Here is a 22,152-nt window from a genome sequence, read left to right on the forward strand (position 1 = left end):
GGCCGGGGCAGAAGGATGCATGGACAGCCTACCGCGTCGATCTCAGGGCCGGTACCAGGAGCCGGTGTATTCGGCCCAGTCCTCGTCGGTGGCGGCGAAGTCCACGTAGAGCGCCAGCCCGAACCGCTCGCGCGGCGTCCCCCGGTGGGTCAGCGCCAGCCGGGCGCCCTCGGCCGCCGCGGCGACGCTCTCGGCCGCGTCGCCCCAGGCGAAACCGTGGTCGTGGTAGGCGGGTGCGCCCAGCAGCAGGGTCGTGTTCTCGGGCACGAGCCCCAGGGCGATCTCGCCCTGCTGCACGACGTGGCCGCCGTAGAGCGAGTCGAGCGGCAGGTAGGAGTCGTAGGTCATGATCGCGACCTGGTCGGTGCGGGACGCGACCTCGCGGAAGTAGTCCCGCAACCAGTACTTGTCGTGGCCGATGGCGGCGCGGGAGGCCGGACGGAGACCGGGGAGGGGCTCGATCTGCGGGGTCGAGGTGGACAGGACGCCGTCGCCGACCAGGGGGCGGGTCCGGTCCAGCAGGTCGAGGAAGTCCGCGTCGCCGCTGGTGACCGGTTCGAAGTTGTAGTGCACGCCGTCGAATCCGGCGGCCATGACGTCCCGCGCCCCGTCGAGCACGCGCTGCCGGGCGGCCGGGTCTCCGAGGTCGAGCAGGCCGGCGCCGACCTTCTGCCCGAGCCAGGCGGAGACGCGGACGCCCGGCAGTTCGGCCCGCCACCACGTGAGGAGATCCCGCGCGCCGGGATACCGGGTGGCGGGGAGGGCTCCGTCGAACCCGAACGGGCCGGCGTGGACGTAGACGTCGCGGATCCCGGTGCCGCGCAGCCGTACGGCCAGGGCCTTGACGTCGGCCTCGGTCCTGCGGCCGTCCACCCAGGCGTGCCCCATCCACAGGGCGTCGTGGCCGGTGCTCCGGGCCCAGGAGGCGGGCGCGCCGGAGAACTGGAGCCAGAAGAAGGCCGCGGCCATCGAGGGGAGCGCCAGGAGAACGGCCGCCGTCGCGGCGAGCGCGCGCAGGCAGCGCCGTAGCGTGATCCGTTTCGCTGGTCGGGATGTCGTCATCCGGACATGTCACCCTGGCCCGCCCGTTCCGTCAACGGGAGGGCCGTGGCCCTCCCGCGCCGAGGCGGGGCGGACGGCGGGCCCGTGAGGACGGGTGCTGCGGCAGGGACCGCGGCGGGCAGCGTAGCGGCCACTGCGGTGAGGGGCCGGGCGGCCACTGCGGTGAAGGGTCGGGCGGGCGGTGCGGTGAGCGGTGAGGGAAGCGTGGCGGCGGAGCGGTTCGCCCGGCGGCGTGAAGCCATCGGCCTTCTCGCTAAACTTGCTGGGAAGATAGCTGGATTTGCCAGCCCTTTGATCCACTCAATCCCGTCGAAACGGACACCGGTGCGTAATCAGCCTGGCCAGACCGATCCCGCGGTGATCCGCAACTTCTGCATCATCGCGCACATCGACCACGGCAAGTCGACGCTTGCCGACCGCATGCTGCAGATCACCGGCGTGGTCGACGACCGCTCCATGCGCGCCCAGTACCTCGACCGGATGGACATCGAGCGCGAGCGCGGCATCACCATCAAGTCCCAGGCGGTCCGGCTGCCGTGGAAGGTCGGCGAGACCGACCACGTCCTCAACATGATCGACACCCCGGGGCACGTGGACTTCACCTACGAGGTCTCCCGGTCGCTGCAGGCCTGCGAGGGCGCGATCCTGCTGGTCGACGCCGCGCAGGGGATCGAGGCGCAGACGCTGGCCAACCTCTACCTGGCCATGAACGCCGACATGACGATCATCCCGGTGCTCAACAAGATCGATCTTCCCGCCGCCCAGCCGGAGAAGTACGCCGCGGAGATCGCGCACCTCATCGGCTGCGAGCCGGAGGACGTGCTGAAGGTCTCCGGCAAGACCGGCGTCGGCGTCCGCGAGCTCCTGGACCACGTGGTCGAGCGCGTCCCGGCCCCGGTCGGCGCGGCCGAGGCGCCCGCCCGCGCGCTGATCTTCGACTCGGTCTACGACACCTACCGCGGCGTCATCACCTACGTCCGGGTCATGGACGGCCACCTGGGCAAGCGCGAGCGCATCCTGATGATGTCCACCGCCGCGACCCACGAGACGCTGGAGATCGGCGTCATCTCGCCGGAGCCGAAGATCGCCGACCAGGGTCTGGGCGTCGGCGAGGTGGGCTACCTGATCACCGGGGTGAAGGACGTCCGCCAGTCGCGCGTCGGCGACACCGTGACCTCCGTGACGCGTCCCGCCGCAGAGGCGCTCGGCGGCTACGAGCACCCCAAGCCGATGGTCTTCTCCGGCCTCTACCCGGTCGACGGCGACGACTACCCGGAGCTGCGCGAGGCCCTGGACAAGCTCCAGCTCAACGACGCCGCCCTGGTCTACGAGCCCGAGACCTCGGCGGCGCTGGGCTTCGGCTTCCGCTGCGGCTTCCTCGGCCTGCTCCACATGGAGATCGTCCGCGAGCGCCTGGAGCGGGAGTTCAACCTCTCGCTCATCTCCACCGCGCCGAACGTCGTCTACCGGGTGATCATGGAGGACGGCAAGGAGGTCGTCGTCACCAACCCGTCGGAGTTCCCCACCGGCAAGGTGGACAAGGTCTTCGAGCCGATGGTGAAGTCGACCGTGCTGGTCCCCTCGGAGTTCATCGGCGCGATCATGGAGCTCTGCCAGAACCGGCGCGGCAACCTGCAGGGCATGGACTACCTGTCGGAGGACCGCGTCGAGATCCGCTACACCATGCCGCTCGGCGAGATCATCTTCGACTTCTTCGACCAGCTCAAGTCGCGCACGCGCGGCTACGCCTCGCTCGACTACGAGCCCTCCGGCGAGCAGGAGTCGGAGCTGGTCAAGGTCGACATCCTGCTGCAGGGCGAGGCCGTCGACGCCTTCAGCGCCATCGTGCACAAGGACAAGGCGTACGGCTACGGCGTCGAGATGGCCAAGAAGCTCCGCGAGCTGATCCCCCGGCAGCAGTTCGAGGTGCCGATCCAGGCCGCCATCGGGGCCCGGGTCATCGCCCGGGAGAACATCCGCGCCATCCGCAAGGACGTCCTCGCCAAGTGCTACGGCGGCGACATCTCCCGTAAGCGCAAGCTGCTGGAGAAGCAGAAGGAGGGCAAGAAGCGGATGAAGATGGTCGGCCGGGTGGAGGTCCCCCAGGAGGCCTTCGTCGCCGCGCTGTCCACCGAGTCCTCCACCGACAAGCCCAAGAAGTAGCCCCGGAAGGGGAACCGGAGGGGCGGGCGCCGGTCCGGCGCCCGCCCCTCCGGCCTCTTCTCCCGCGGCCGTTCAGGCCGCGGTCGATCGCCGGCGGGACCCGCGCGTTCGTGGGCGCGGGCCCCGCGGAGCCGTCAGCGCAGGACCGCGTGGAGCGCCGAGGTCAGCGATCCCGCGGCGTCGTCCTGGTCCAGCGACCACATCATCGAGCCGCCGAGGCCCTTCAGGCGGATGTAGAGGGCCTTCTGCGTCACCGCCGCCGGATCGTCGTAGGACCAGAACTCGTTGCCGTCGTAGAGCCACATGGCGCCCGTGCGCAGGTCGCGGTGGCGCTTGCCGGGCTTGTCCACCAGGTCCTTGTAGTCCTCGGTGCCCGCGGCCCACCTGCCCGGGGCGGGACCGGTGGCGGTGCCGTACAGGCCGTTCCTGCCGCCGGTCACGCCGGTCCAGCCCTGTCCGTAGGCGGGCACGCCGACCACGATCTTCCTGGCCGGGGCGCCGCGCGACAGGTAGTCGCGCACGGTCGCATCGACGCTGTAGCGCACCTCGTTCGGGTCGCGCCGGTCGGTGAGCAGGTTGCCGTTGTGACCGGTGCGGGTCTCCCAGGAGCCGTGCAGGTCGTAGCCCTGGACGGTGGCGAAGGTCAGGTTCCGGAAGACCTCGCGGACCTCGAAGCCCGCGTCGATCTTCGTCGCGGCGGCGGGGAGGAAGGCGGTGAGCTCGCTGCGCCGGTCGAAGGCGTTCATCTGACGGCGGAGTTCGGCGACGAAGAGGGTGAAGTTCCGCCGGTCCTCGGGCCGGATCACGTTGCCCTCGGCGCCGGAGGAGCCGGGCCACTCCCAGTCGAGGTCGATGCCGTCGAAGACGCCGGCCCCCGTACCGGGCGCGGTCCCCGGCAGGTCGCCGCGCAGCCACAGGTCGATGCAGGAGGAGGCCAGTGCGGCGCGGCCCTCGGGGGTGAGGACGGCGTCGGAGAAGTACCTCGAACCGGTCCAGCCGCCGAGCGAGATCAGCACCTTGAGCCCGGGGTGCCTGGCCTTGAGCTTCCTGAGCTGGTTGAGGTTGCCGGCCAGGGCCTGGCCTGCGGCGTCGGCGACGCCGTCCACGCTCTGCTCGGCGGGGACCGGGCGCTGCCAGTCGGCCCAGGGGTCGGAGGAGGAGCACGCGCCCTGCTCGCTGACGGAGCCGAAGGCGTAGTTGATGTGGGTCAGCTTGGCGGCCGAGCCGCTGGTGTCGAGGTCCTTGACGTGGAAGTCGCGCCCGTAGACGCCCCATTGGATGAAGTAGCCGACCCGCTTGAAGCGGTCGCCGTGGCCGGCGGTCTCGGCCTGGGCGGGTGCGGGGGCGGCGGCCACGGCGAGGCCGGTGGCGAGCGCGGCCGTGAGCATGCGCCGGAGGAGTCTCTGCACGGGATTCTCCACAATGGAATCGGGTCAACTTATAGGAAACTTTCCTTTAAGTTTTCCCGGATCGTAGGCGCGGCCGATCGACGCGTCAACGGCTTCCTGAGAAGCCCGCCGATTTGCTGCACGATGACCGGTCTGCTCGCTACGGTCATGCCTCATGGAGCAGCCGGTCTTCTGCAACCGATGCAGCACGCGGATCGACGCGCTGCCGCGGTGTCCCCGATGCGGTTCTCCGGCCCCGCCGCCCCCGGACCCCCGGATCCCGTCCCCTCACCCGGCTCCCGGTCCCGGTCCCGGTCCCGGTCCTCAGGATCCGTTCGTCCCGCCGGCTCCGGGCCCCCGGGCCCCGTTCGTCGCTCCGCAGACCGGCTCGTCGTGGCCCGGCAGGGGGCGCCGGACGTGGCCGGCGGTCGCGGTCGTGCTGGCGCTCGTCCTCTCCGGAGGCGTGTGGCTGGCCGTACGGGACGGCGGTGCGGAGGTCCGGGCGATCGGTGCGGACAGACCGGCGGAGCAGGGCACCGTGACGCCGACGGAGGCCGCGTCCCCGCGGGAGGACGGGACCGGTGCGGAGAGCGCGTCCCCGCGGGAGGACGCGGGGCGGGAGCAGGCGGAGGCACTGGACTCCCTGCTCGCGGAGAGCGGCGGAACCCGCTCCGGTCTCGGCCCCGCCCTCGAACGGCTGCGCGCCTGCACCGGAACCTCCGCCGCGCTCGCCACGGTCCGACAGGTCACCGACACCCGGCGCGACCAGGTCTCCCGGCTCGACGGTCTGCCCGTCGACGCACTCGACGGCGGCGCCGCGCTCAAGGAGCGGCTCGCCGAGGCGCTCGGCGCGTCCCTCTCCGCGGACGAGAGGTTCCTGGCCTGGGCGACCGGGCAGGACGGTGACTGCCGTGAGGGGTCGACGGAGGGCGCCGACTACCGCGACGGTCTCTCCTTCTCGGAGCAGGCGACCGCCGCGAAGAAACGGTTCCTCACGCTGTGGAACCCGCTGGCCGCCCGGTACGGCCTGCCGGAACGCGCGGAGCACGAGATCTGAGACCGCCGGGCGGCCTGCCCGGGCGGGCCGTTAACCGGGGGCGCACCGGCAGGCGCGCGCCCCGGCGAGCGGAGGGTCAGGCGATCAGGGCCGCCAGCGCCGCGACGGCCTCGGCGATGGCCGCCACCGAGGCGACCCGGGTGGAGATCCTCGTCAGGGCGTCGCCCAGGTAGCGCCGGTCGGGTTCCTGCTCGGCGAGCTCGGTCTCGACCTGGTCGACGTCCCTGAGCACGGGCCGGGTGTCGCCGAGCTCCGCGGAGTGCCGCCCCACCAGCTCCCGCACGAGGGCGATCAGCTCGGCGGCGTCACCGCCGGCCCCGGCACCGAGGCCGGAGTTCTGGACGGCCCGCGCCCCCGCTCCCGCGGCCATGGGCCCGTTGAAGGTGCCTCCGGTGATCTGGAAGCCGCTGTTGCCTCCGGTCATCTTCCCTCCCCGTGCTGGGTGGCGCTGGCTCCGGTCCCCGCGGCGACGGGGCCGTTGAAGGTGCCTCCGGTGATCAGAGCCCCGAAATTGGTGAGATTCGCGGCCTGGGCGCGGTAACCGCTGGTGTCGACGTGCCGGGCGTCGAGGTAGTCGAGGACCGCGTCGGTCAGCCGCCGTTCGATGAGCTTGGTGTACTTGTCGGTGTCCAGGACCTGGGTGAACCGGTCGGCGCCGGCCTCGGCGCCCATCTCGCGGACGCTGCGGCGGGCCCCGAACGGGTAGACGGGATGGTCCGCCGGGTTCTGCGCGGCGCGGTTCGCCCTGACCATCCGGACGACGGTGCGCATCAGCCGCGCGGGGGCGAACAGCGTGTCGGCGACCAGCTCCTTGCGGGCGGCGGTGAGGGCCCGCCAGACGGTCTCGGCCTTGCCGAGGACCGGAAGCTCGTCCACGACGTGGTACTCGTCGCGGATCGGCGGCAGGGTGGTCACCACGAACCGCGTGTACAGCATCCTGCCTTCGACGGCGAGGTGGATGAACGCCGAGACCACGATCTCCTGGTCCTCGCCGGGGGCCAGCAGGTGCCCGGCCGGAGAGCGGACCTCGGGAGCCTCGGCGCCCACGGTGACCCGCTGGTAGTACCTGAGCCCGCTCTGGGGGTGGCGGATGGCCGCCGCGACGGTCTCCGCCGGCGCGGCGAAGTGCGGCAGGCCGCTGGAGGGGTCGATCAGCGGGTGGCTCTGGCCTCCCCAGCTCCGGGAGGCGGCGGAGCGCTCCCAGTCGAGCCGGGTGAACGTCCCGCGCACGGCCAGGTGGTCGCTGATGTGCAGGCGCCCGAGACGCTCGGAGGGCGACGGTACGGCGTCGCGCATCTCCAGCAGCCGCTGTCGGACGAAGGCGTGCAGGTCCACGGGATCGATCCGGACGTGCTCACGGGGCGCGGGCGAGGGGGCGTTGGAGCCGTCCTTCGTCCGGTCCATCTCCACGACGATCGACCAGGAACGGCGTACCCGGCCCGCCCCGACGAAGGGGTTCTCCGCGCCGTAGAGCGCGATGTTGCCCCACTGCGCCCGCGACAGGTAGGCCATCCGGGCGGAGTGCCCGTCGTTCTCCTTCGGCCGGCCGCCGTCCGCTCCCGGCGCGAGGTCCACCGCCAGCGCGAGGTAGCACCGGACGCGGTGGGCGAGGGAGACGGCCAGGGGGGCGAGGGCGAACAGCAGGGTCAGCAGGAGCCAGCTCTCCATCAGCTCCCCCAGCGCGCTCCTCCGCACGAGCCGGCCGGTCGCGTAGTCGAAGGAGTCGTAGGAGGAGGTCTCGGCGACGAACGCGACGGCCGTGCTCAGGGCGGTCAGGAGGACGAACAGCACCGACGCGGCGGCCCAGCACATCGTCAGGACGCGCACCAGCGGTGAGCCGTACCGGATCCGGGGGAGGGTGAGCAGGGCGAAGGGCAGCAGGGTCAGCAGCCACGGCACGAACAGCCACGGCAGCACGAGGCAGCCGATGGCCGCCAGCACGGTGATCAGCCCGTCGCGGACCAGTGCCATCCGCTCGGCGCGCAGGGCGTGCGCGATCATGGGGACCAGGTCCGTCCCGCCGTAGGAGGGGGCGACCGCGCGGTGGCGGTCGCCGAGGAGCTCGTCGAGCACACGGGCGCGGAAGCGACTGTCGATGTAGGCGCCGGTGCACAGGTACCGGGTGGCGTTCTGCATGGGGGGCGCTGCGGAGCGGTCGCCGGCGTGGACGGCGGCGGTCTGGTTCATGGACTCTCCAAGGGCGCACGGGGGGCATGCCGGAAAGATCGACCTGAGAGAAGCGTGCCCCACTCCCGTCCCCGCGGTCCACGGAATCACGGATCACGTCGGTATCCGGCCCCTCCGTGCCGTCCCGGGCACCGCGGCGGGGGCGGCAGACTTGGGAGGTGCCATCCACACTTCCCGACGGCGACCCCGTACCGGCCTCCGGAGAGCTGCCCGACAGCGCGCTCGCCGGCCTCGGCACGCGGCCCTTCGGCTTCTACGTCCACGTGCCCTTCTGCGTGACCCGGTGCGGTTACTGCGACTTCAACACCTACACGGCGTCCGAGCTCGGCCCCGGCGCCTCGCACGCGGACTACGCCGACACCGCGATCGAGGAGGTGCGGCGGGCGCGCGCGATCCTCGGGGAGGCCGCGCCGAGGGTCGAGACGGTGTTCTTCGGCGGCGGCACCCCGACCCTGCTGCCCGCCCGCGACCTGGTGCGGATCCTCGGCGCGATCGACGCGGAGTTCGGCCTGGCCCCGGGCGCGGAGGTGACCACCGAGGCCAACCCCGAGTCCGTCGGCCCGGCCTCCCTGGCCGAGCTGCGGCGCGGCGGGTTCACCCGGATGAGCTTCGGCATGCAGAGCGCCCGCGAGCACGTGCTCGCGGTGCTGGACCGGCGGCACACACCCGGCCGGGCGGCCCGCGCCGTACGGGAGGCCGCGGCGGAGGGGTTCGAGCACGTCAGCCTGGACCTGATCTACGGCACGCCGGGGGAGAGCGACGACGACTGGCGGGCCTCGCTGGCCGCCGCGATCGAGGCCGGGCCCGACCACGTGTCGGCGTACTCGCTGATCGTGGAGGAGGGCACCCGGCTCGCCGCCCGGATCCGGCGCGGAGAGCTGCCGATGCCCGACGACGACGTGGCCGCCGACCGCTACCTCATCGCCGAGGAGATGCTCACCGGGGCGGGGTTCGGCTGGTACGAGGTGTCGAACTGGGCGACCTCGCCGCAGGCGCGCTGCCGTCACAACCTGCTCTACTGGACCGGCGGCGACTGGTGGGGCGTGGGCCCCGGCGCGCACAGCCACGTCGGCGGGACCCGGTGGTGGAACGTCAAGCACCCGGCGGCCTACGCCGGGCGCCTGGCCGCGGGGGTCTCGCCCGCGCACGCGCGGGAGGTGCTGGGGCCGGAGGACCGCGCGGTGGAGCGGCTGATGCTGGAGCTGCGGCTGGCCGACGGCTTCCCGCTGGCGGAGCTCGACCACCCGGTCGTGGTGGCCAGGGCGCTGGGCGGCGGCCTGCTGGAGACCGAGCCGTTCAAGCGGGGCCGCGCGGTGCTGACGCTCCGCGGCCGCCTGCTGGCCGACGCGCTGGTGCGCGACCTGGTCAGCTGACCCGGGGCCGGTCGGCCGCACGGATCGCGGGGATCAGCCGTCCGCGTCGGGGGCCGTCACGAAGTCGATCAGCTCCTCGACCGGGCCGAGCAGCTCCGGTTCGAGGTCGGCGTACGTCCTGACCGCCGCGAGGATCCGGCGCCAGGCGTCGCCGGGTTCCAGGTCCCAGCCCAGGGCGGCGACGACGCCCTCCTTCCACGGCAGGCCGCGGGGCACGGACGGCCAGGCGGGGATGCCGAGCGCCGACGGCTTGACCGCCTGCCAGACGTCCACGAAGGGGTGGCCGACGACCAGCACGTGCGGGGAGGCGACCCGCTCGGCGATCCGGTTCTCCTTCGACCCGGCGACCAGGTGGTCGACGAGCACGCCCAGCCGGCGGCCCGGGCCGGGCCGGAACTCCTCGACGATCGCGGGCAGGTGGTCGACGCCTTCCAGGTACTCCACGACCACGCCCTCCACCCGCAGATCGTGACCCCAGACCCGCTCGACGAGCGCGGCGTCGTGCACGCCCTCGACGTAGATCCGGCTCTCCCGGGCGACCCGGGCGCGCAGCCCCTCCACCGCGATGGAGCCGGAGGCGCTGCGCCGGGGCGCCTTCGGCGCGGAGGCCGGCCGCACCAGGGTGACGACCCGGCCCTCCAGCAGGAACGCGGCGGGCTCCAGCGGGAACACCCGCCGCCGCCCGAACCGGTCCTCCAGCGTGACGGCCTCCTTGTCGCAGGCCACCACCGCGCCGCAGAAGCCGCCCTCGGCGTCCTCCACGACCAGGTCGTGCTCCGCGGGGACCTGGGGGATCGTCCCCCTGCCCGGCCGCCGCCAGTCGCCCGCCAGCACGTCACGCTCGTACATCGCCCCTCCTGCGTCCGTGTCGACGCATGGGACGCTAGCAGCGCACGGGGCGGGGCCGCGATCACCCGCGGTAGGGACCGCCCGGCCCCCACGCGCCCGCCGGGGCGGCGGCCTCGAGCTTGCGGGCCCGGCTCCGCTTCACCAGCACCACGATGGTCACGACGATGGCCAGCAGGACGCCGAAGCCCGGGATCAGGAAGAACGCCGCGACGCCGCCCACGAGGGCGTCGGCGGCCACTTCGCGGCCCACACCGAAGCGCGCCTGGCCCCCCTCCTCGACGGAGCAGCCGAGCTTGTACTCGCCCGCCTGGTCGACGCCGATCCGGAAGGCCAGTTCCCAGGGGATCCCGTCGCTGCCGGCGACGGTCGTCCGCACGGACGAGTTCTCCAGCCGGCCCTGGGAGCCCTCCTGGAAACCGCACTGGAACTTGGTCCCCTGAGCCGCGGAGACGTAGAGGGCGGGGCTCTCGGCCGGGTCCAGTTCGACGGTGAAGACCTCGCCCGGACCGTGGGAGGCCGAGGGCGCGGCGTCGCTGACCGTGCTGAGGATGCCGCCGGCGAATACCGCGATGCCGGCGATCACGGAGACCACCGCGAGCAGCCAGGCGCCCACGATCCAGCCGATGCTCGGGCCCGCCTTCGCCTTCGGCGGCGGCCCCTGCGGGGCGCCGTAGCCGGGCGGGGCGTAGCCGTAGGAGGGGGCGCCGCCGTACGGCTGGGGGGCCGGCTGCCGGCCGGAGTGCTGCGGGGTGCCGGAGGGGGAGGCGAAACCGCCGGAAGGGGGGGTGAAACCACCGGAGGGGTTCCCGAAATCGTGTGACATGAGACCAGTGTGGAGCTTGTCGCTTGTATCCGGATAGCAGTTGACTTGACGACCATGCGGACCTCCGTTACGGGTCGCGTCATCCCACCCCGCGGGCGGGAGCCGTACACTGGCACTCGGGAACACCGAGTGCCAGATCCGGTGTTCACCGTTCGGGCGCGCAGGTGCAGGCAGGGAGGTGAGCACGTTGGTCGACGACCGCAAGCTCGCGGTGCTTCGCGCCATCGTGGAGGACTACGTGTCCACCAACGAGCCGGTGGGCTCCAAGGCCCTCGTCGAGCGGCACAACCTCGGGGTGTCGCCGGCGACGATCCGCAACGACATGGCGGTGCTGGAGGAGCAGGGGTACATCGCCCAGCCGCACACCAGCGCCGGCCGGGTGCCCACGGACAAGGGCTACCGGCTGTTCGTCGACCGGCTCTCCCAGGTCAAGCCGCTGTCGGGGGCCGAGCGCCGGGCCATCGAGACGTTCCTGGCGGGCGCGGTGGACATCGACGACGTCGTGACGCGTACCGTGCGGCTGCTGGCGCAGCTCACCCGGCAGGTCGCCGTGGTGCAGTACCCGTCGCTGACCAGCTCCACGGTCCGGCACGTCGAGCTGGTCCCGCTGAGCGAGCGCCGGCTGATGTTCGTGCTCATCACCAACACCGGCCGGGTCGAGCAGCGCGTGGTCGAGCTGCCCGACGTGGTGGACGAGGGCCGGGTCGCCCACCTGCGCGCGGTGCTCAACGCCAGCCTGGACGGCTGCGGGCTCACCGGCGTCCCGGACAAGGTCGCCGACCTGCCCGAGCGGTTGCCGGCCGAGGACCGGCCGCTGGCGGCCACGGTCCTGTCGGTGCTCCTGGAGTCCCTCGTGGAGCGCCAGGAGGAGAAGATCGTATTCGCCGGGGCCGCCAACCTCGCGGGCGCCGACTTCACCGTCGGGCTGCGCGACGTGCTGGAGGCGCTGGAGGAGCAGGTCGTGCTCATGCGCCTGCTCGGTGAGACCTCCGACCCGTCCACACTGACCGTGCGGATCGGTTCGGAGAACCCCTACACCGGACTGCGGGGGACGTCGATCGTCGCCGCCGGATACGGTTCGGGGGACAAGCAACTGGCCCGGCTCGGTGTGCTGGGGCCGACACGAATGGACTACCCGGTCACGATGGGCGCGGTGCGCGCGGTGGCACGCTACGTCAGCCAGATCCTGGCTGCATCCTAAGAGGTCGACTAAGTGGCTAAGAGTGACTACTACGGCACCCTCGGGGTGCGCCGTGACGCCAGTGCGGAAGAGATCAAGAAGGCCTACCGCCGGCTGGCCCGTGAGCTGCACCCCGACGTGAACCCCGACCCCGCGACCCAGGAGCGGTTCAAGGAGATCACCCAGGCCTACGAGGTGCTGTCCGACCCGGGCAAGCGGCAGATGTACGACCTGGGCGGCGACCCGTTCGGCGGGGCCGGCGGCGGTGCGGGCGCCGGCGGGTTCGGCGCGGGCTTCCCGTTCAGCGACATCATGGACGCCTTCTTCGGCACGGCCGCCGGGGGCGGCGGGCGCGGTCCCCGCTCCCGGGCCCGCCGGGGGCGCAACGCCACCATCCGGGTCGAGCTCGACCTGCGCGAGTCGGCCTTCGGCACCACCCGCGAGCTGGTCGTCGACACCGCCGTGCTCTGCGAGGTCTGCACCGGTTCGGGGGCCGCGGCCGGCACCCACCCCGACGCCTGCGACATGTGCAACGGCCGCGGCGAGGTCTCCCAGGTGACCCGCTCCTTCCTGGGCCAGGTCATGACCTCCCGCCCCTGCCCCCAGTGCGGCGGGTTCGGCTCGATCATCCGCCACCCCTGCCAGGAGTGCTCCGGCGACGGCCGGGTCCGCACCCGGCGCACCATCAAGGTCCGCATCCCGGCCGGGGTGGAGGACGGCACCCACATCCAGCTCGCCGGCGAGGGCGAGATCGGCCCCGGCGGCGGCCCGCCCGGCGACCTGTTCCTGGAGATCGTCGAGCGCCCGCACGAGATCTTCGAACGGCGCGGCGACGACCTGCACTGCACCGTGCAGATCCCGATGGCCGCCGCCGCGCTCGGCACGGTCCTGACCGTCGAGACCCTCGACGGCGCCGAGGAGATCGACGTCCGGCCCGGCACCCAGTCCGGGCAGACCATCTCCCTGTACGGCAGGGGCGTCCAGCGCCTCAACGAGACCGGCCGCGGCGACCTGCTCATCCACGTCAACGTCGAGACCCCCACCCGGCTCGACGCGGCGCAGGAGGAGCTGCTGAAGGAGCTGGCCAGGCTCCGCGGCGAGGAGCGGCCGCCCGGCAAGTTCGCCCCCGGCCAGCAAGGCTTCTTCTCGCGCCTGCGGGACGCGTTCAACGGCCGATGACCGCTCCCGTCTTCCTGGCGGACCCGGCGGACCTGGCCTCGGCCGAGTTCACGTTCGGCGGGCCGGAGGGGCGCCACGCCGCGGCCGTACGGCGGTTGCGGGAGGGCGAGCGGCTCGACCTGACCGACGGGGCGGGCGCCGTGGCCGAGTGCGTGGTCCTGGCCTCGGGCAAGGACTCCCTGCGGGTGGAGGTGCTGCGCCGCTACACGGTGCCCGCGCCCCGGCCGCGCCTGGTCGTGGTCCAGGGGCTGCCCAAGGGCGAGCGCGGAGAGCTGGCCGTGGAGATGATGACGGAGGCCGGGGTCGACGTCATCGTGCCCTGGGCCGCGCTGCGCTGCGTCACCCGGTGGAAGGGCGAGCGGGAGGCCAAGGCGCTGGCGCGGTGGCGCTCCACCGCGCGGGAGGCGGGCAAGCAGTCGCGCCGGTTCCGGCTGCCCGAGGTGGCCGCGCCGGCCGGCACGGCCGAGGTGGCCGCGCTGCTGTCGGCCGCGGCGCTGGGGATCGTGCTGCACGAGGAGGCCGACGCGCCGCTCTCGGCGCTGCAGGTGCCGGACGACGGCGACATCGTGGTGGTGGTCGGACCCGAGGGCGGGATCGCCGACGAGGAGCTGGCCGCCTTCCGGGCGGCGGGGGCCGCGACGGCGCTGCTCGGCCCGACGGTCCTGCGGACCTCGACCGCCGGGGTCGCCGCCGCGGCGGTGCTCCAGTCCCGCACCGGCCGCTGGTGACCCCGGCCCGTCCGGCCTACCCCCCGATGGGGGTCGGCGTGACGTGCTCCGACGGGAGCGGCGGCTCCGGCTGGGGCTCCTCCACCTGCTGGCAGCCGTCGGCGGGGCAGGGGTTCACCGAGGGCGTCGCGGACTCCGAGGGCGTCGGCGTCGGCGTCGCCGTCCGCTCGCACGTCGCCGGGGCGTCCGCCGGGGCCGCCTCGGCGGACGCCGTCGGGCAGGTGGGCGTGGGAGCGGGCGTGGCCTCCGGCGTCAGATCCGGGCTCGGCTGCGGGGGCGGGCTCGGAGTCGTGCGCCTGTTCTCCTGGGGGGCGGGTGAGGGCGGCGCGCCGGACCTGGTGACGGCGGGCGGGACCTGCCCGTTCTTCGACGGCAGCGGCCGGGAGGTCCCGGACAGGTCGGTGTGGGTCGGGACGACGGGCTTGACGTCTCCGGAGAAGGTGATCTGCGCCACCTGCTCGCGCAGGCCGGGGACCACCATGACGACGGAGGCCGCGACGAGCACGGCTCCCGCGGCCGAGGCTCCGGCGCGCCACCAGGTCAGCCGCCGGAGCCCGCGCCGTTCGACGCGGGCGCGGATGATCTCCAGTCCGTCCGGGGAGGGAACGACCGAGTCCGCCTCCGCGCTGAGGGCACGGCGGAGCAGCTCGCCGTACTCGTCGGGGGAGTCGGTCATGACAGTTGCTCCAGTGAGGTTCGTAGGGCGGCCATGCCGCGAGCCGTGTGACTCTTGACCGCGCCTTTGCTGATGCCCATCGCGTCGGCGATCTGCGCCTCGGACAGGTCTCCGTAGTAGCGCAGGACGAGTGCCTCCCGCTGGCGTGCGGGCAGCCCGCGCAGCGCCTCGATGACGGCCGACCGCTCCAGCTCGCCGATCGCGCCGTTCTCGGCGCTCGGCGCGTCGGGCAGGCCCTTGGGCGCGTACTTCTCGACGACCGCGCGGTGCCGGAGCACCGAACGTGATCGGTTGACGACCGACTGGCGCAGGTAGGCCAGTGCCTTGTCGGGATCGCGCAGTCTGCGCCAGGCGCCGTGAATGGCGACGAACGCGTCCTGCACGACCTCCTCCGCGGTTGCCATGTCGCGGACGAGCAGCACGGCGAGACGCACAAGGGACCGGTAGTGCGCGCTGTAGAGCGCGGTAACGGCCATGTCGGCATCCCACCCGACGGGCACCGCCCCGAGCGACCTGTCGGCCACGAGGGTCTCGGTGGTCACATCAGTGGGACGCTCGGCCTTCCCAGGGGGTTTACGCTCTTCCGGTTCATTAGGGGGCATGACCCTGTCGTGTCCTCGCCAGGCGGCCTCGGGGGCGGCTCGCAAACGTCTTCCGCCGCAAGTTTCGCACACCCGCCCCGTTCAGGTGGATCTTTCCCCGCCGCGGGGGGCGCGGGGCCGCCGGGGGCGTAGGGCCGCGCGGGGGCCGGCGGGGCATCGCCGAGACGCGGCGGGCGGGAGGGCGGCGCATGGGCGGCGCGAGGAGGGGGCGGCGATAGGGTGCCGACATGGTGAGTGAAGCCGACTGCCTGTTCTGCGGGATCGTCGCCGGGAGGATCCCCGCCCAGGTCGTCCACGAGACCGAGCGCACGCTGGCCTTCCGGGACGTCAACCCGCAGGCGCCGACCCACGTCCTGGTGATCCCCAAGGACCACCACCCGACCGCGGCGGCGCTGGCCGCCGCTGACCACGGGCTGGCCGACGACGTGCTCAAGGCCGCGCACGCGGTCGCCGAGCAGGAGGGCGTCGCCGAGTCGGGCTACCGGCTGGTCTTCAACACCGGGCCCGGCGCCGGCCAGACCGTCTTCCACGTGCACGGGCACGTGCTCGGCGGCCGGGATCTGACCTGGCCGCCCGGATAGGGGCGGGACGAAACGGGAAGGCGTGATCGCCTCCATCGCGGATACGATGACGGGGAGGGCGTCCCACGGGACACTCCCGCACATCCGCCGTCGACGTCTGGAGGCGAACAGGCCGCTAGGCCCGCCCATGTCCGAGTCAAACGATTCCAGCAGAACACCATCTCCACGCTCGAAGGGTCCGAGCCGGGTGCAGGCGAAGGTGGTGATTCCGGACGACCACTCGATGCTGAGCATCCTGGGTTCCAGCGACGAACTGCTGCGGGTCGTGGAGAACGCCTTCCGCGCCGACATCCACGTCCGGGGCAACGAGATCACCATCACCGGCAGCCCGGAGGAGAGCAGCATCGTGGTGCGGCTCTTCGAGGAGCTGACCGAGCTGGCCGGCGGAGGCGCCGAGCTGACGGCGGACGCGGTCGAGCGGAGCATCGCCATGCTGCGGATGACCTCCGACCGCCCGGCGGAGGTGCTCTCCCTCGACATCATCTCCTCGCGGGGCCGGACCATCCGGCCGAAGACCGTGAACCAGAAGCGCTACGTCGACGCGATCGACCGGCACACCATCGTCTTCGGCATCGGCCCGGCCGGCACCGGCAAGACGTACCTCGCGATGGCCAAGGCCGTTCGGGCGCTGCAGGAGAAGAAGGTCAACCGGATCATCCTCACCCGCCCGGCGGTCGAGGCGGGCGAGCGGCTGGGCTTCCTGCCCGGCACGCTCTACGAGAAGATCGACCCCTATCTGCGCCCGCTCTACGACGCGCTGCACGACATGCTCGACCCGGACTCGATCCCCCGGCTGATGGCCGCGGGCACGATCGAGGTCGCGCCCCTGGCGTACATGCGCGGGCGCACGCTCAACGACGCCTTCATCATCCTGGACGAGGCGCAGAACACCTCGCCGGAGCAGATGAAGATGTTCCTGACGCGACTGGGCTTCAACTCGAAGATCGTCGTGACCGGTGACGTGACCCAGGTCGACCTGCCGGGCGGCACGCAGAGCGGCCTGAGGGTGGTGCAGGACATCCTCGACGGCATCTCCGACATCCACTTCTCCAAGCTGACCAGCGCCGACGTGGTCCGCCACAAGCTGGTGAGCGACATCGTGGACGCCTACGGGCGCTACGACGAGACCCTGCGGCAGAGCGCGCCGCAGGCGATCAAGGGTGCGGTCAAGCGCCCGAGGGGGAGACAGTGAGAGAGCGGAGCGGACGATCCGATGGGGTGCTCCGATGAGCATTGAGGTCAACAACGAGTCCGGCGTCGAGGTCGACGAGGGCCTGCTCGTGGCGCTGGCCGGGCACGTGCTGGAGAAGATGGGCGTCAACCCGCTCGCCGAGCTGTCCATCCTGGTCGTGGACGAGGGCGCCATGTCCGAGCTGCACGAGCGGTGGATGGGGGAGCCCGGCCCGACCGACGTGCTGGCCTTCCCCATGGACGAGCTGCGTCCCGGCGGCGGCACCGGAGCCCGGCAGGAGGGCGACGCCCCCGCCGATCCGGCGCTCCTCGGCGACGTGGTGCTCTGCCCGCAGGTGGCCGCCAAGCAGGGGGCCGAGGCCGGGCACGGCACCGAGGCGGAGCTGGAGCTGCTGTGCACGCACGGCATCCTCCACCTGCTCGGCTACGACCACGCCGAGCCCGAGGAGCACAAGGAGATGTTCGGGCTGCAGGGCGGGCTCCTCGAGTCGTGGCAGGAGGTGCGCCCCCAGCGGTGAACCTCGCCAACGGGTGGTTGCCCGCGGCCGTCGTCCTCGTCGCGGCCGGCGGCCTGATCGCCAGCGCGGAGACCGCGCTCACCCGCATCTCGCGGGTGCGCGCGGAGGAGTTCGTCCGGGAGGAGCGCCGGGGCGCGGTGCGCCTGCAGGCGATCGTCGCCGACCCGCCGCGCTACCTCAATCTCCTACTGCTGCTCCGGCTGAGCTGCGAGCTGGTCGCCACGGTGATCGCCACGCTGCTCTTCATCGACTGGCTCGGCGACCAGGGCTGGGCCTACACCGCCGCGGCCGCCGTCATGGTCGTGATCAGCTACGTGATCGTCGGAGTCTCGCCGCGCACGCTGGGCCGCCAGCACGCCGAGCCGATCGCGCTCGCCAGCGCCCCGCTGGTGTACGGCCTCACGCGGATCTTCGGTCCCCTCCCCACACTGCTCATCCTGCTGGGCAACGCGGTGACGCCCGGCAAGGGGTTCAGGGAGGGGCCGTTCACCTCCGAGGCCGAACTGCGCGACCTGGTCGACCTGGCCGAGCAGCGCAGGGTCATCGAACCGGACGAGCGGGAGATGATCCACTCGGTCTTCGAGCTCGGCGACACCCTGGTGCGCGAGGTCATGGTGCCGCGCACCGACATGGTGTTCATCGAGCGCGGCAAGACGCTGAACCAGACCCTCTCGCTCGCGTTGCGCAGCGGTTTCTCCCGCATCCCGGTGGTCGGCGAGAACGAGGACGACGTCATCGGCATCGTCTACCTCAAGGACGTCGTCCGCCGGGTGCAGGACACCGGGGACGCGGGCCGCGCCGAGCCGGTGGAGTCGATCATGCGCCAGGCCACCTACGTGCCGGAGAGCAAGCCGATCGACCAGCTCCTCCGCGAGATGCAGGCCCGCCAGATCCACCAGGCCATCGTCATCGACGAGTACGGCGGGACGGCCGGCCTGGTCACCATCGAGGACGTCCTGGAGGAGATCGTCGGTGAGATCACCGACGAGTACGACCAGGAGACCCCTCCCGTGGAGCCGCTGGCGGACGGCTCGGTCCGGGTGACGGCCCGCCTCCCCGTCGGGGACCTGGCCGAGCTGTTCGACGTCGAGCTGGACGTGGAGGACGTCGAGACGGTCGGCGGCCTGCTGGCGCACGCGCTGGGCCGCGTCCCGATCGCGGGCTCGGAGGCCGTGGTGGCAGGGCTCAGCCTGACCGCGGAGAGCCTCGCCGGGCGGCGCAACCGGATCGGCACGGTCGTCGTCCGGCGGCTGGCGGAGACCGGCCAGGACGCGGTGGCGGCCTCCTCCGACCACGGCTGAGGCACGGTCCAGGGAACCCGGCTCCGCCGGCGGCACGGCTCCGCCGGCGCCGCCGGACGACGTGGTTCCGAGCCGTGCCGTGCCGTACAGGTCTGTTCCGGGTGGTTCCGGACGGGTCCGGGCGGATCCGTCAAGCTCGTCGCAAGCACCCTGCAAGCGTGCCGCGCGATCGTTTCCCCACGGCTCCCCTCACCGGGAACCGGAGAGGAGGCCCGGGCGCCGGGGAGGGGTTCGCGGCGCGGAGGGCGGACTCTCGGGGGGAAGGGCGCGCACGGCCGCCGTCCGGCCGCGCACCGCCCGATCTGAGGGTGTCCTCGTCCGCGTTACGCGGACGAGGACACCCTTAGGTGTTTCCAGGTGATTGTCGTTTTTGTCGAACGGGAAGGAAGCGGTTCGGCGGGGCGATCACCCCGCGTGACGTTCGGGGGAAGCCATGGGGCGGGGGATTCGGGCTGCCGCGGTGATCGCCGTATGGGGGGTCCTGGCCGGACTCTCAGGGGGGTGCGGCATGGGATCGGCGATCGGCGGGGGCGCGCAGGGGAGGACCGGTGCAGGTGCGGGGGCGGAAACCGGTGCGCCGCCGGAGGCGGGCGCAGGGACGGGCCCGGGGACGGAGGCCGGGACGGGTTCCGCGTCCGGCGGGGGCGCCGGGACGGGCGCGGAGGCGGTGCTCCACTCGGGGACGGGGGCCGGGGCCGACCGGGCCCGGCTGAGAGGACTGCTCCTCCAGACGCGGGACCTGCCCGACGGGTTCTCCGCCCGGTTCCGTGAGGGCTGGCGGCTCCCGTTCCGCCCGGCCGCCGACGACTGCCGCCGCGTGCTGGAGGTCGCCGGGCACAGACCCTCCGCAGCGGCCCCGGACGTACGGGTGACCGCGACCTACCCCGGGGATCGGCTGGGCGAGCTGGCGGGGGTCGGCCTGGAGAGCCATCCCGGCCCGGGCGCCGAGCGTCGCTTCACCGCCCTGGCCGCGGCGCTGGACCGCTGCCGGGTCGCGGCGGCCCCCGCGACGGGCGCCGCGGCGGACCGGGAGACCCTGCTGGCGGGGTCGGCCCTGGCTCTGGACGCGGTCGGGGACGACGTGCGGGCCAGGCGGCTGTCCGGCAGGGTGAACGGCTACCCGTACGAGATGCACGTGGTGCTCATCCGTTCCGGGCGGATCCTGGTATCCCTGGTGCACACGGGGATCGGGGAGGTCGACGCCGGGCGCACCCAGCGGCTCGCGGGGTTCCTCGCCGGCCGGGCGGACGATCTGGCGGACGACGGGGACGCGACCTGACCGGGTGCGCGGGAGCGGAGCGGAGCTGAATACCCTTGTGCCGTGAGTGAAGCGACCCTCGACCCCGAGGACAACAAGATCATCGTCCTGGCCCGTTCGGCCCGTGCCCGCAACGGCGCCGCCGAGGGCGCGGCCGTACGCGACGAGACCGGCCGGACCTACTCCTCGACCAACGTCGACCTGCCCTCGCTGACCCTGTCCGCACTGCAGGTCGCGGTGGCCATGGCGGTGTCCAGCGGGGCCCGCTCCCTGGAGGCGGCGGCGCTCGTCACCGCGGGCGACGGGCCGAGCGAGGCGGACGCCCGGACGGTACGCGACCTGGGCGGCGAGACCCTGCTGGTGGCCGCTCCGGACGGCACCCTGCGCCGGAGCTGAGCGCGGCCCCGGAGGGCGGCCGGGGGCGGTCCCGTCAGAGCGGGCCTCCGCATCGGGGACAATGGACGACGTGAGTTCCTCAGCTGCTGATTTCCGCGCGGGTTTCGCCTGCTTCGTCGGCCGGCCCAACGTCGGCAAGTCCACGCTGATGAACGCGTTGGTCGGCACCAAGGTGGCGATCACCTCGTCCAAGCCGCAGACCACCCGGCGCGTCATCCGCGGCATCGTGCACCGCCCGGACGCCCAGCTCGTCATCGTCGACACCCCCGGCCTGCACCGGCCGCGCACGCTGCTCGGCGAGCGGCTGGACAGCCTGGTGCTGTCCACCCTCACCGAGGTCGACGTGATCGGGTTCTGCCTCCCCGCCAACGAGCCGATCGGCAAGGGCGACCGCTTCATCGCCGAGAAACTCGCGGCGGTGCGGAAGACCCCGGTGCTCGCCGTGGTCACCAAGTGCGATCTGGCCACCCGCGAGCAGATCGCCGAGCAGTTGCTCGCGGTCTCCCGGCTCGCCGAGTTCGCGGAGATCGTCCCGGTCTCCGCGCAGTCGGGCGACCAGCTCGACGTGCTGAGCGACCTGCTGATCCGGCGGCTCCCTCCGAGCCCTCCGCTGTACGAGGGGGGACGGCTCACCGACGAGCCGGAGCAGGTCCTGGTCGGCGAGCTCATCCGGGAGGCCGCGCTGGAGGGCGTGCGGGACGAGCTGCCGCACTCGATCGCCGTCGTCGTCGACGAGATGCTGCCCCGCGAGGGCCGTGACGACCTGCTCGACATCTACGCGCACATGTTCGTCGAGCGCCCCTCCCAGAAGGCCATCGTCATCGGGCACAAGGGCACGCGGCTGAAGGACGTCGGCAGCCGCGCCCGCAAGCAGATCGAGGCGCTGCTCGGCACCCGGGTCTACCTCGACCTGCGGATCAGCGTCGCCAAGGACTGGCAGCGCGACCCCAAGCAGCTGCGCCGCCTGGGTTTCTACGACTGACGGCGGCGGCCGGAGGTGCTCCGACCGACGGGGCGGCCGGGGGGTCGACCGCCGACGGCGGGGCCGGAGGTTCTACGGCCGGCGGAGGCGGCGGCCGGAGGCCAGGGCGGTGGCCGCGAAGCCGGTGACCGCCAGCGCCGCGGCCAGGGCGACGAACCAGCCGTACTCCACGGTCGGCTCGACCCTCACCAGGTCGCCGACGGTGAACGAGGCGTTCCGTCCCCTGCCCTGCGGATCGCTGAGGAAGACCAGCAGGACCGCGGTCGTGACCGCGCCGGGCAGGGCGGCCAGGGCGGTGAAGGGCCGGTCGCCGCCCGCGACCCCGATGACCGCCGCCATGGTCCCGCCGATCAGCGCGAGGATCCCGGACCAGTCGTCCACGCCCCGGACGTTCTGGCTCAGTGAGCCCAGGACGGCGATGTCGGCCCGGACCCCCGCCCACGGCAGGAACGCGGCCACCACCAGCAGGGCGCCTCCGGCGATCACCCCGACCGGCGCGATCCGGTTGGGGGAGGCGGGGGTCGTGAGATCGGCCATCGGCCAAGGGTAGTTTCACCGGGACGTCTCCGGGCAGACGCATCCCGCACATTCCCGCCGCGGTTCTTGTCCGCCTGCGCGTGTCCGTCCGCCTGTGCGTGTCCGTGCGCCTGTGCGTGCC

Annotated in this window: 22 protein-coding genes; 13 read left to right on the forward strand and 9 right to left on the reverse strand. The window is 72.9% G+C overall.

Annotated features, from left to right (window positions below):
• Positions 1-42 precede the first annotated feature (42 nt).
• The gene (locus HS045_RS17650; RefSeq protein WP_196452417.1) at positions 43-1,062 is read right to left on the reverse strand and encodes a hypothetical protein; all 1,020 of its coding nucleotides are present in this window, start codon (positions 1,060-1,062) and stop codon (positions 43-45) included.
• Positions 1,063-1,386: 324 nt separating this feature from the next.
• Between HS045_RS17650 and lepA the strand changes: the two genes are divergently transcribed.
• A complete protein-coding gene (gene lepA, locus HS045_RS17655; RefSeq protein WP_196452418.1) occupies positions 1,387-3,225 on the forward strand; it encodes a translation elongation factor 4 in 1,839 nt (612 codons plus the stop codon).
• Between the two features lie 134 nt (positions 3,226-3,359).
• On the opposite strand, the gene HS045_RS17660 is transcribed toward lepA, so the two are convergent.
• Positions 3,360-4,634: a glycoside hydrolase family 18 protein gene (locus tag HS045_RS17660; protein WP_196452419.1), complete on the reverse strand. Its 1,275-nt coding sequence runs from the start codon at positions 4,632-4,634 to the stop codon at positions 3,360-3,362.
• A 415-nt stretch (positions 4,635-5,049) separates the two neighbouring features.
• Between HS045_RS17660 and HS045_RS17665 the strand changes: the two genes are divergently transcribed.
• Positions 5,050-5,670 carry a hypothetical protein gene (locus tag HS045_RS17665; protein WP_196452420.1) on the forward strand — a complete coding sequence of 207 codons (621 nt, stop codon included), beginning with the start codon at positions 5,050-5,052 and terminating at the stop codon, positions 5,668-5,670.
• Between the two features lie 76 nt (positions 5,671-5,746).
• Here the strand turns inward: HS045_RS17665 and HS045_RS17670 are convergent, their stop codons facing one another.
• Both HS045_RS17670 and HS045_RS17675 read right to left on the reverse strand, forming a co-directional pair.
• Positions 5,747-6,094: a DUF5955 family protein gene (locus HS045_RS17670; protein WP_196452421.1), complete on the reverse strand. Its 348-nt coding sequence runs from the start codon at positions 6,092-6,094 to the stop codon at positions 5,747-5,749.
• Positions 6,091-7,857, reverse strand: a complete 1,767-nt coding sequence (locus HS045_RS17675) for a hypothetical protein (RefSeq protein WP_196452422.1) — start codon at positions 7,855-7,857, stop codon at positions 6,091-6,093. Before HS045_RS17675 ends, HS045_RS17670 begins: the two co-directional genes overlap by 4 nt.
• A 158-nt stretch (positions 7,858-8,015) precedes the next feature.
• On the opposite strand from HS045_RS17675, the gene hemW reads away from it, so the two are divergent.
• Positions 8,016-9,230: a radical SAM family heme chaperone HemW gene (gene hemW, locus HS045_RS17680; protein WP_196452423.1), complete on the forward strand. Its 1,215-nt coding sequence runs from the start codon at positions 8,016-8,018 to the stop codon at positions 9,228-9,230.
• Between the two features lie 33 nt (positions 9,231-9,263).
• Here the strand turns inward: hemW and HS045_RS17685 are convergent, their stop codons facing one another.
• On the reverse strand, positions 9,264-10,079 hold the full coding sequence (locus HS045_RS17685) for a DUF3097 domain-containing protein (RefSeq protein WP_196452424.1): 816 nt from the start codon (positions 10,077-10,079) through the stop codon (positions 9,264-9,266).
• A gap of 61 nt (positions 10,080-10,140) precedes the next feature.
• Positions 10,141-10,902, reverse strand: coding sequence for a hypothetical protein (locus HS045_RS17690; RefSeq protein WP_196452425.1), 762 nt, complete (start codon positions 10,900-10,902; stop codon positions 10,141-10,143).
• 187 nt (positions 10,903-11,089) lie between these two features.
• Between HS045_RS17690 and hrcA the strand changes: the two genes are divergently transcribed.
• From hrcA to HS045_RS17705, 3 genes are read left to right on the forward strand one after another with little or no spacing between them, the layout of a single operon-like run.
• Entirely contained in the window at positions 11,090-12,103 is a 1,014-nt protein-coding gene (hrcA, locus tag HS045_RS17695) for a heat-inducible transcriptional repressor HrcA (protein ID WP_196452844.1), read from the forward strand.
• A gap of 12 nt (positions 12,104-12,115) precedes the next feature.
• Complete coding sequence (dnaJ, locus tag HS045_RS17700; RefSeq protein ID WP_196452426.1) at positions 12,116-13,261, forward strand: molecular chaperone DnaJ; 1,146 nt, start codon at positions 12,116-12,118, stop codon at positions 13,259-13,261.
• Positions 13,258-13,989: a 16S rRNA (uracil(1498)-N(3))-methyltransferase gene (locus HS045_RS17705; protein ID WP_196452427.1), complete on the forward strand. Its 732-nt coding sequence runs from the start codon at positions 13,258-13,260 to the stop codon at positions 13,987-13,989. Before dnaJ ends, HS045_RS17705 begins: the two co-directional genes overlap by 4 nt.
• Before the next feature lie 16 nt (positions 13,990-14,005).
• Here the strand turns inward: HS045_RS17705 and HS045_RS17710 are convergent, their stop codons facing one another.
• On the reverse strand, positions 14,006-14,665 hold the full coding sequence (locus HS045_RS17710) for a hypothetical protein (RefSeq protein WP_196452428.1): 660 nt from the start codon (positions 14,663-14,665) through the stop codon (positions 14,006-14,008).
• Positions 14,662-15,141 (reverse strand): SigE family RNA polymerase sigma factor, encoded by a 480-nt coding sequence (locus HS045_RS17715; RefSeq protein ID WP_068897087.1) that lies wholly within the window; start codon positions 15,139-15,141, stop codon positions 14,662-14,664. The genes HS045_RS17710 and HS045_RS17715 overlap by 4 nt, the downstream gene beginning before the upstream one ends.
• A 356-nt stretch (positions 15,142-15,497) precedes the next feature.
• On the opposite strand from HS045_RS17715, the gene HS045_RS17720 reads away from it, so the two are divergent.
• The 7 genes from HS045_RS17720 (at position 15,498) to era (ending at position 21,494) form a co-directional block, all read left to right on the forward strand.
• Positions 15,498-15,848, forward strand: coding sequence for a histidine triad nucleotide-binding protein (locus HS045_RS17720; protein ID WP_196452845.1), 351 nt, complete (start codon positions 15,498-15,500; stop codon positions 15,846-15,848).
• 127 nt (positions 15,849-15,975) lie between these two features.
• Complete coding sequence (locus tag HS045_RS17725; protein ID WP_196452429.1) at positions 15,976-17,040, forward strand: PhoH family protein; 1,065 nt, start codon at positions 15,976-15,978, stop codon at positions 17,038-17,040.
• A gap of 34 nt (positions 17,041-17,074) precedes the next feature.
• Entirely contained in the window at positions 17,075-17,557 is a 483-nt protein-coding gene (ybeY, locus tag HS045_RS17730) for an rRNA maturation RNase YbeY (protein WP_196452430.1), read from the forward strand.
• Positions 17,554-18,858, forward strand: coding sequence for a hemolysin family protein (locus HS045_RS17735; RefSeq protein WP_196452431.1), 1,305 nt, complete (start codon positions 17,554-17,556; stop codon positions 18,856-18,858). The genes ybeY and HS045_RS17735 overlap by 4 nt, the downstream gene beginning before the upstream one ends.
• Positions 18,859-19,525: 667 nt before the next feature.
• Positions 19,526-20,137 carry a hypothetical protein gene (locus tag HS045_RS17740; protein WP_196452432.1) on the forward strand — a complete coding sequence of 204 codons (612 nt, stop codon included), beginning with the start codon at positions 19,526-19,528 and terminating at the stop codon, positions 20,135-20,137.
• Positions 20,138-20,179: 42 nt separating this feature from the next.
• Positions 20,180-20,512 carry a cytidine deaminase gene (locus HS045_RS17745; protein ID WP_196452433.1) on the forward strand — a complete coding sequence of 111 codons (333 nt, stop codon included), beginning with the start codon at positions 20,180-20,182 and terminating at the stop codon, positions 20,510-20,512.
• A gap of 61 nt (positions 20,513-20,573) precedes the next feature.
• Positions 20,574-21,494 carry a GTPase Era gene (gene era, locus HS045_RS17750; RefSeq protein ID WP_196452434.1) on the forward strand — a complete coding sequence of 307 codons (921 nt, stop codon included), beginning with the start codon at positions 20,574-20,576 and terminating at the stop codon, positions 21,492-21,494.
• Positions 21,495-21,566: 72 nt separating this feature from the next.
• On the opposite strand, the gene HS045_RS17755 is transcribed toward era, so the two are convergent.
• Entirely contained in the window at positions 21,567-22,031 is a 465-nt protein-coding gene (locus HS045_RS17755; RefSeq protein ID WP_196452435.1) for a hypothetical protein, read from the reverse strand.
• Positions 22,032-22,152: the final 121 nt, after the last annotated feature.

The sequence above is a fragment of the Planomonospora sp. ID82291 genome (assembly GCF_015711645.1).
Taxonomy (GTDB): Bacteria; Actinomycetota; Actinomycetes; order Streptosporangiales; family Streptosporangiaceae; genus Planomonospora.

What these genes read in the sequence shown, in the direction of transcription:
- HS045_RS17725 (WP_196452429.1), top strand. Translation starts at nt 15,976, where the DNA reads ATGTCCGAGTCAAACGATTCCAGCAGAACACCATCTCCACGCTCGAAG.
- HS045_RS17755 (WP_196452435.1), bottom strand. Translation starts at nt 22,031, where the DNA reads ATGGCCGATCTCACGACCCCCGCCTCCCCCAACCGGATCGCGCCGGTC.
- HS045_RS17690 (WP_196452425.1), bottom strand. Translation starts at nt 10,902, where the DNA reads ATGTCACACGATTTCGGGAACCCCTCCGGTGGTTTCACCCCCCCTTCC.
- era (WP_196452434.1), top strand. Translation starts at nt 20,574, where the DNA reads ATGGACGACGTGAGTTCCTCAGCTGCTGATTTCCGCGCGGGTTTCGCC.
- HS045_RS17705 (WP_196452427.1), top strand. Translation starts at nt 13,258, where the DNA reads ATGACCGCTCCCGTCTTCCTGGCGGACCCGGCGGACCTGGCCTCGGCC.
- HS045_RS17675 (WP_196452422.1), bottom strand. Translation starts at nt 7,857, where the DNA reads ATGAACCAGACCGCCGCCGTCCACGCCGGCGACCGCTCCGCAGCGCCC.
- HS045_RS17685 (WP_196452424.1), bottom strand. Translation starts at nt 10,079, where the DNA reads ATGTACGAGCGTGACGTGCTGGCGGGCGACTGGCGGCGGCCGGGCAGG.
- HS045_RS17670 (WP_196452421.1), bottom strand. Translation starts at nt 6,094, where the DNA reads ATGACCGGAGGCAACAGCGGCTTCCAGATCACCGGAGGCACCTTCAAC.
- ybeY (WP_196452430.1), top strand. Translation starts at nt 17,075, where the DNA reads ATGAGCATTGAGGTCAACAACGAGTCCGGCGTCGAGGTCGACGAGGGC.
- HS045_RS17650 (WP_196452417.1), bottom strand. Translation starts at nt 1,062, where the DNA reads ATGACGACATCCCGACCAGCGAAACGGATCACGCTACGGCGCTGCCTG.
- HS045_RS17715 (WP_068897087.1), bottom strand. Translation starts at nt 15,141, where the DNA reads ATGGCCGTTACCGCGCTCTACAGCGCGCACTACCGGTCCCTTGTGCGT.
- HS045_RS17710 (WP_196452428.1), bottom strand. Translation starts at nt 14,665, where the DNA reads ATGACCGACTCCCCCGACGAGTACGGCGAGCTGCTCCGCCGTGCCCTC.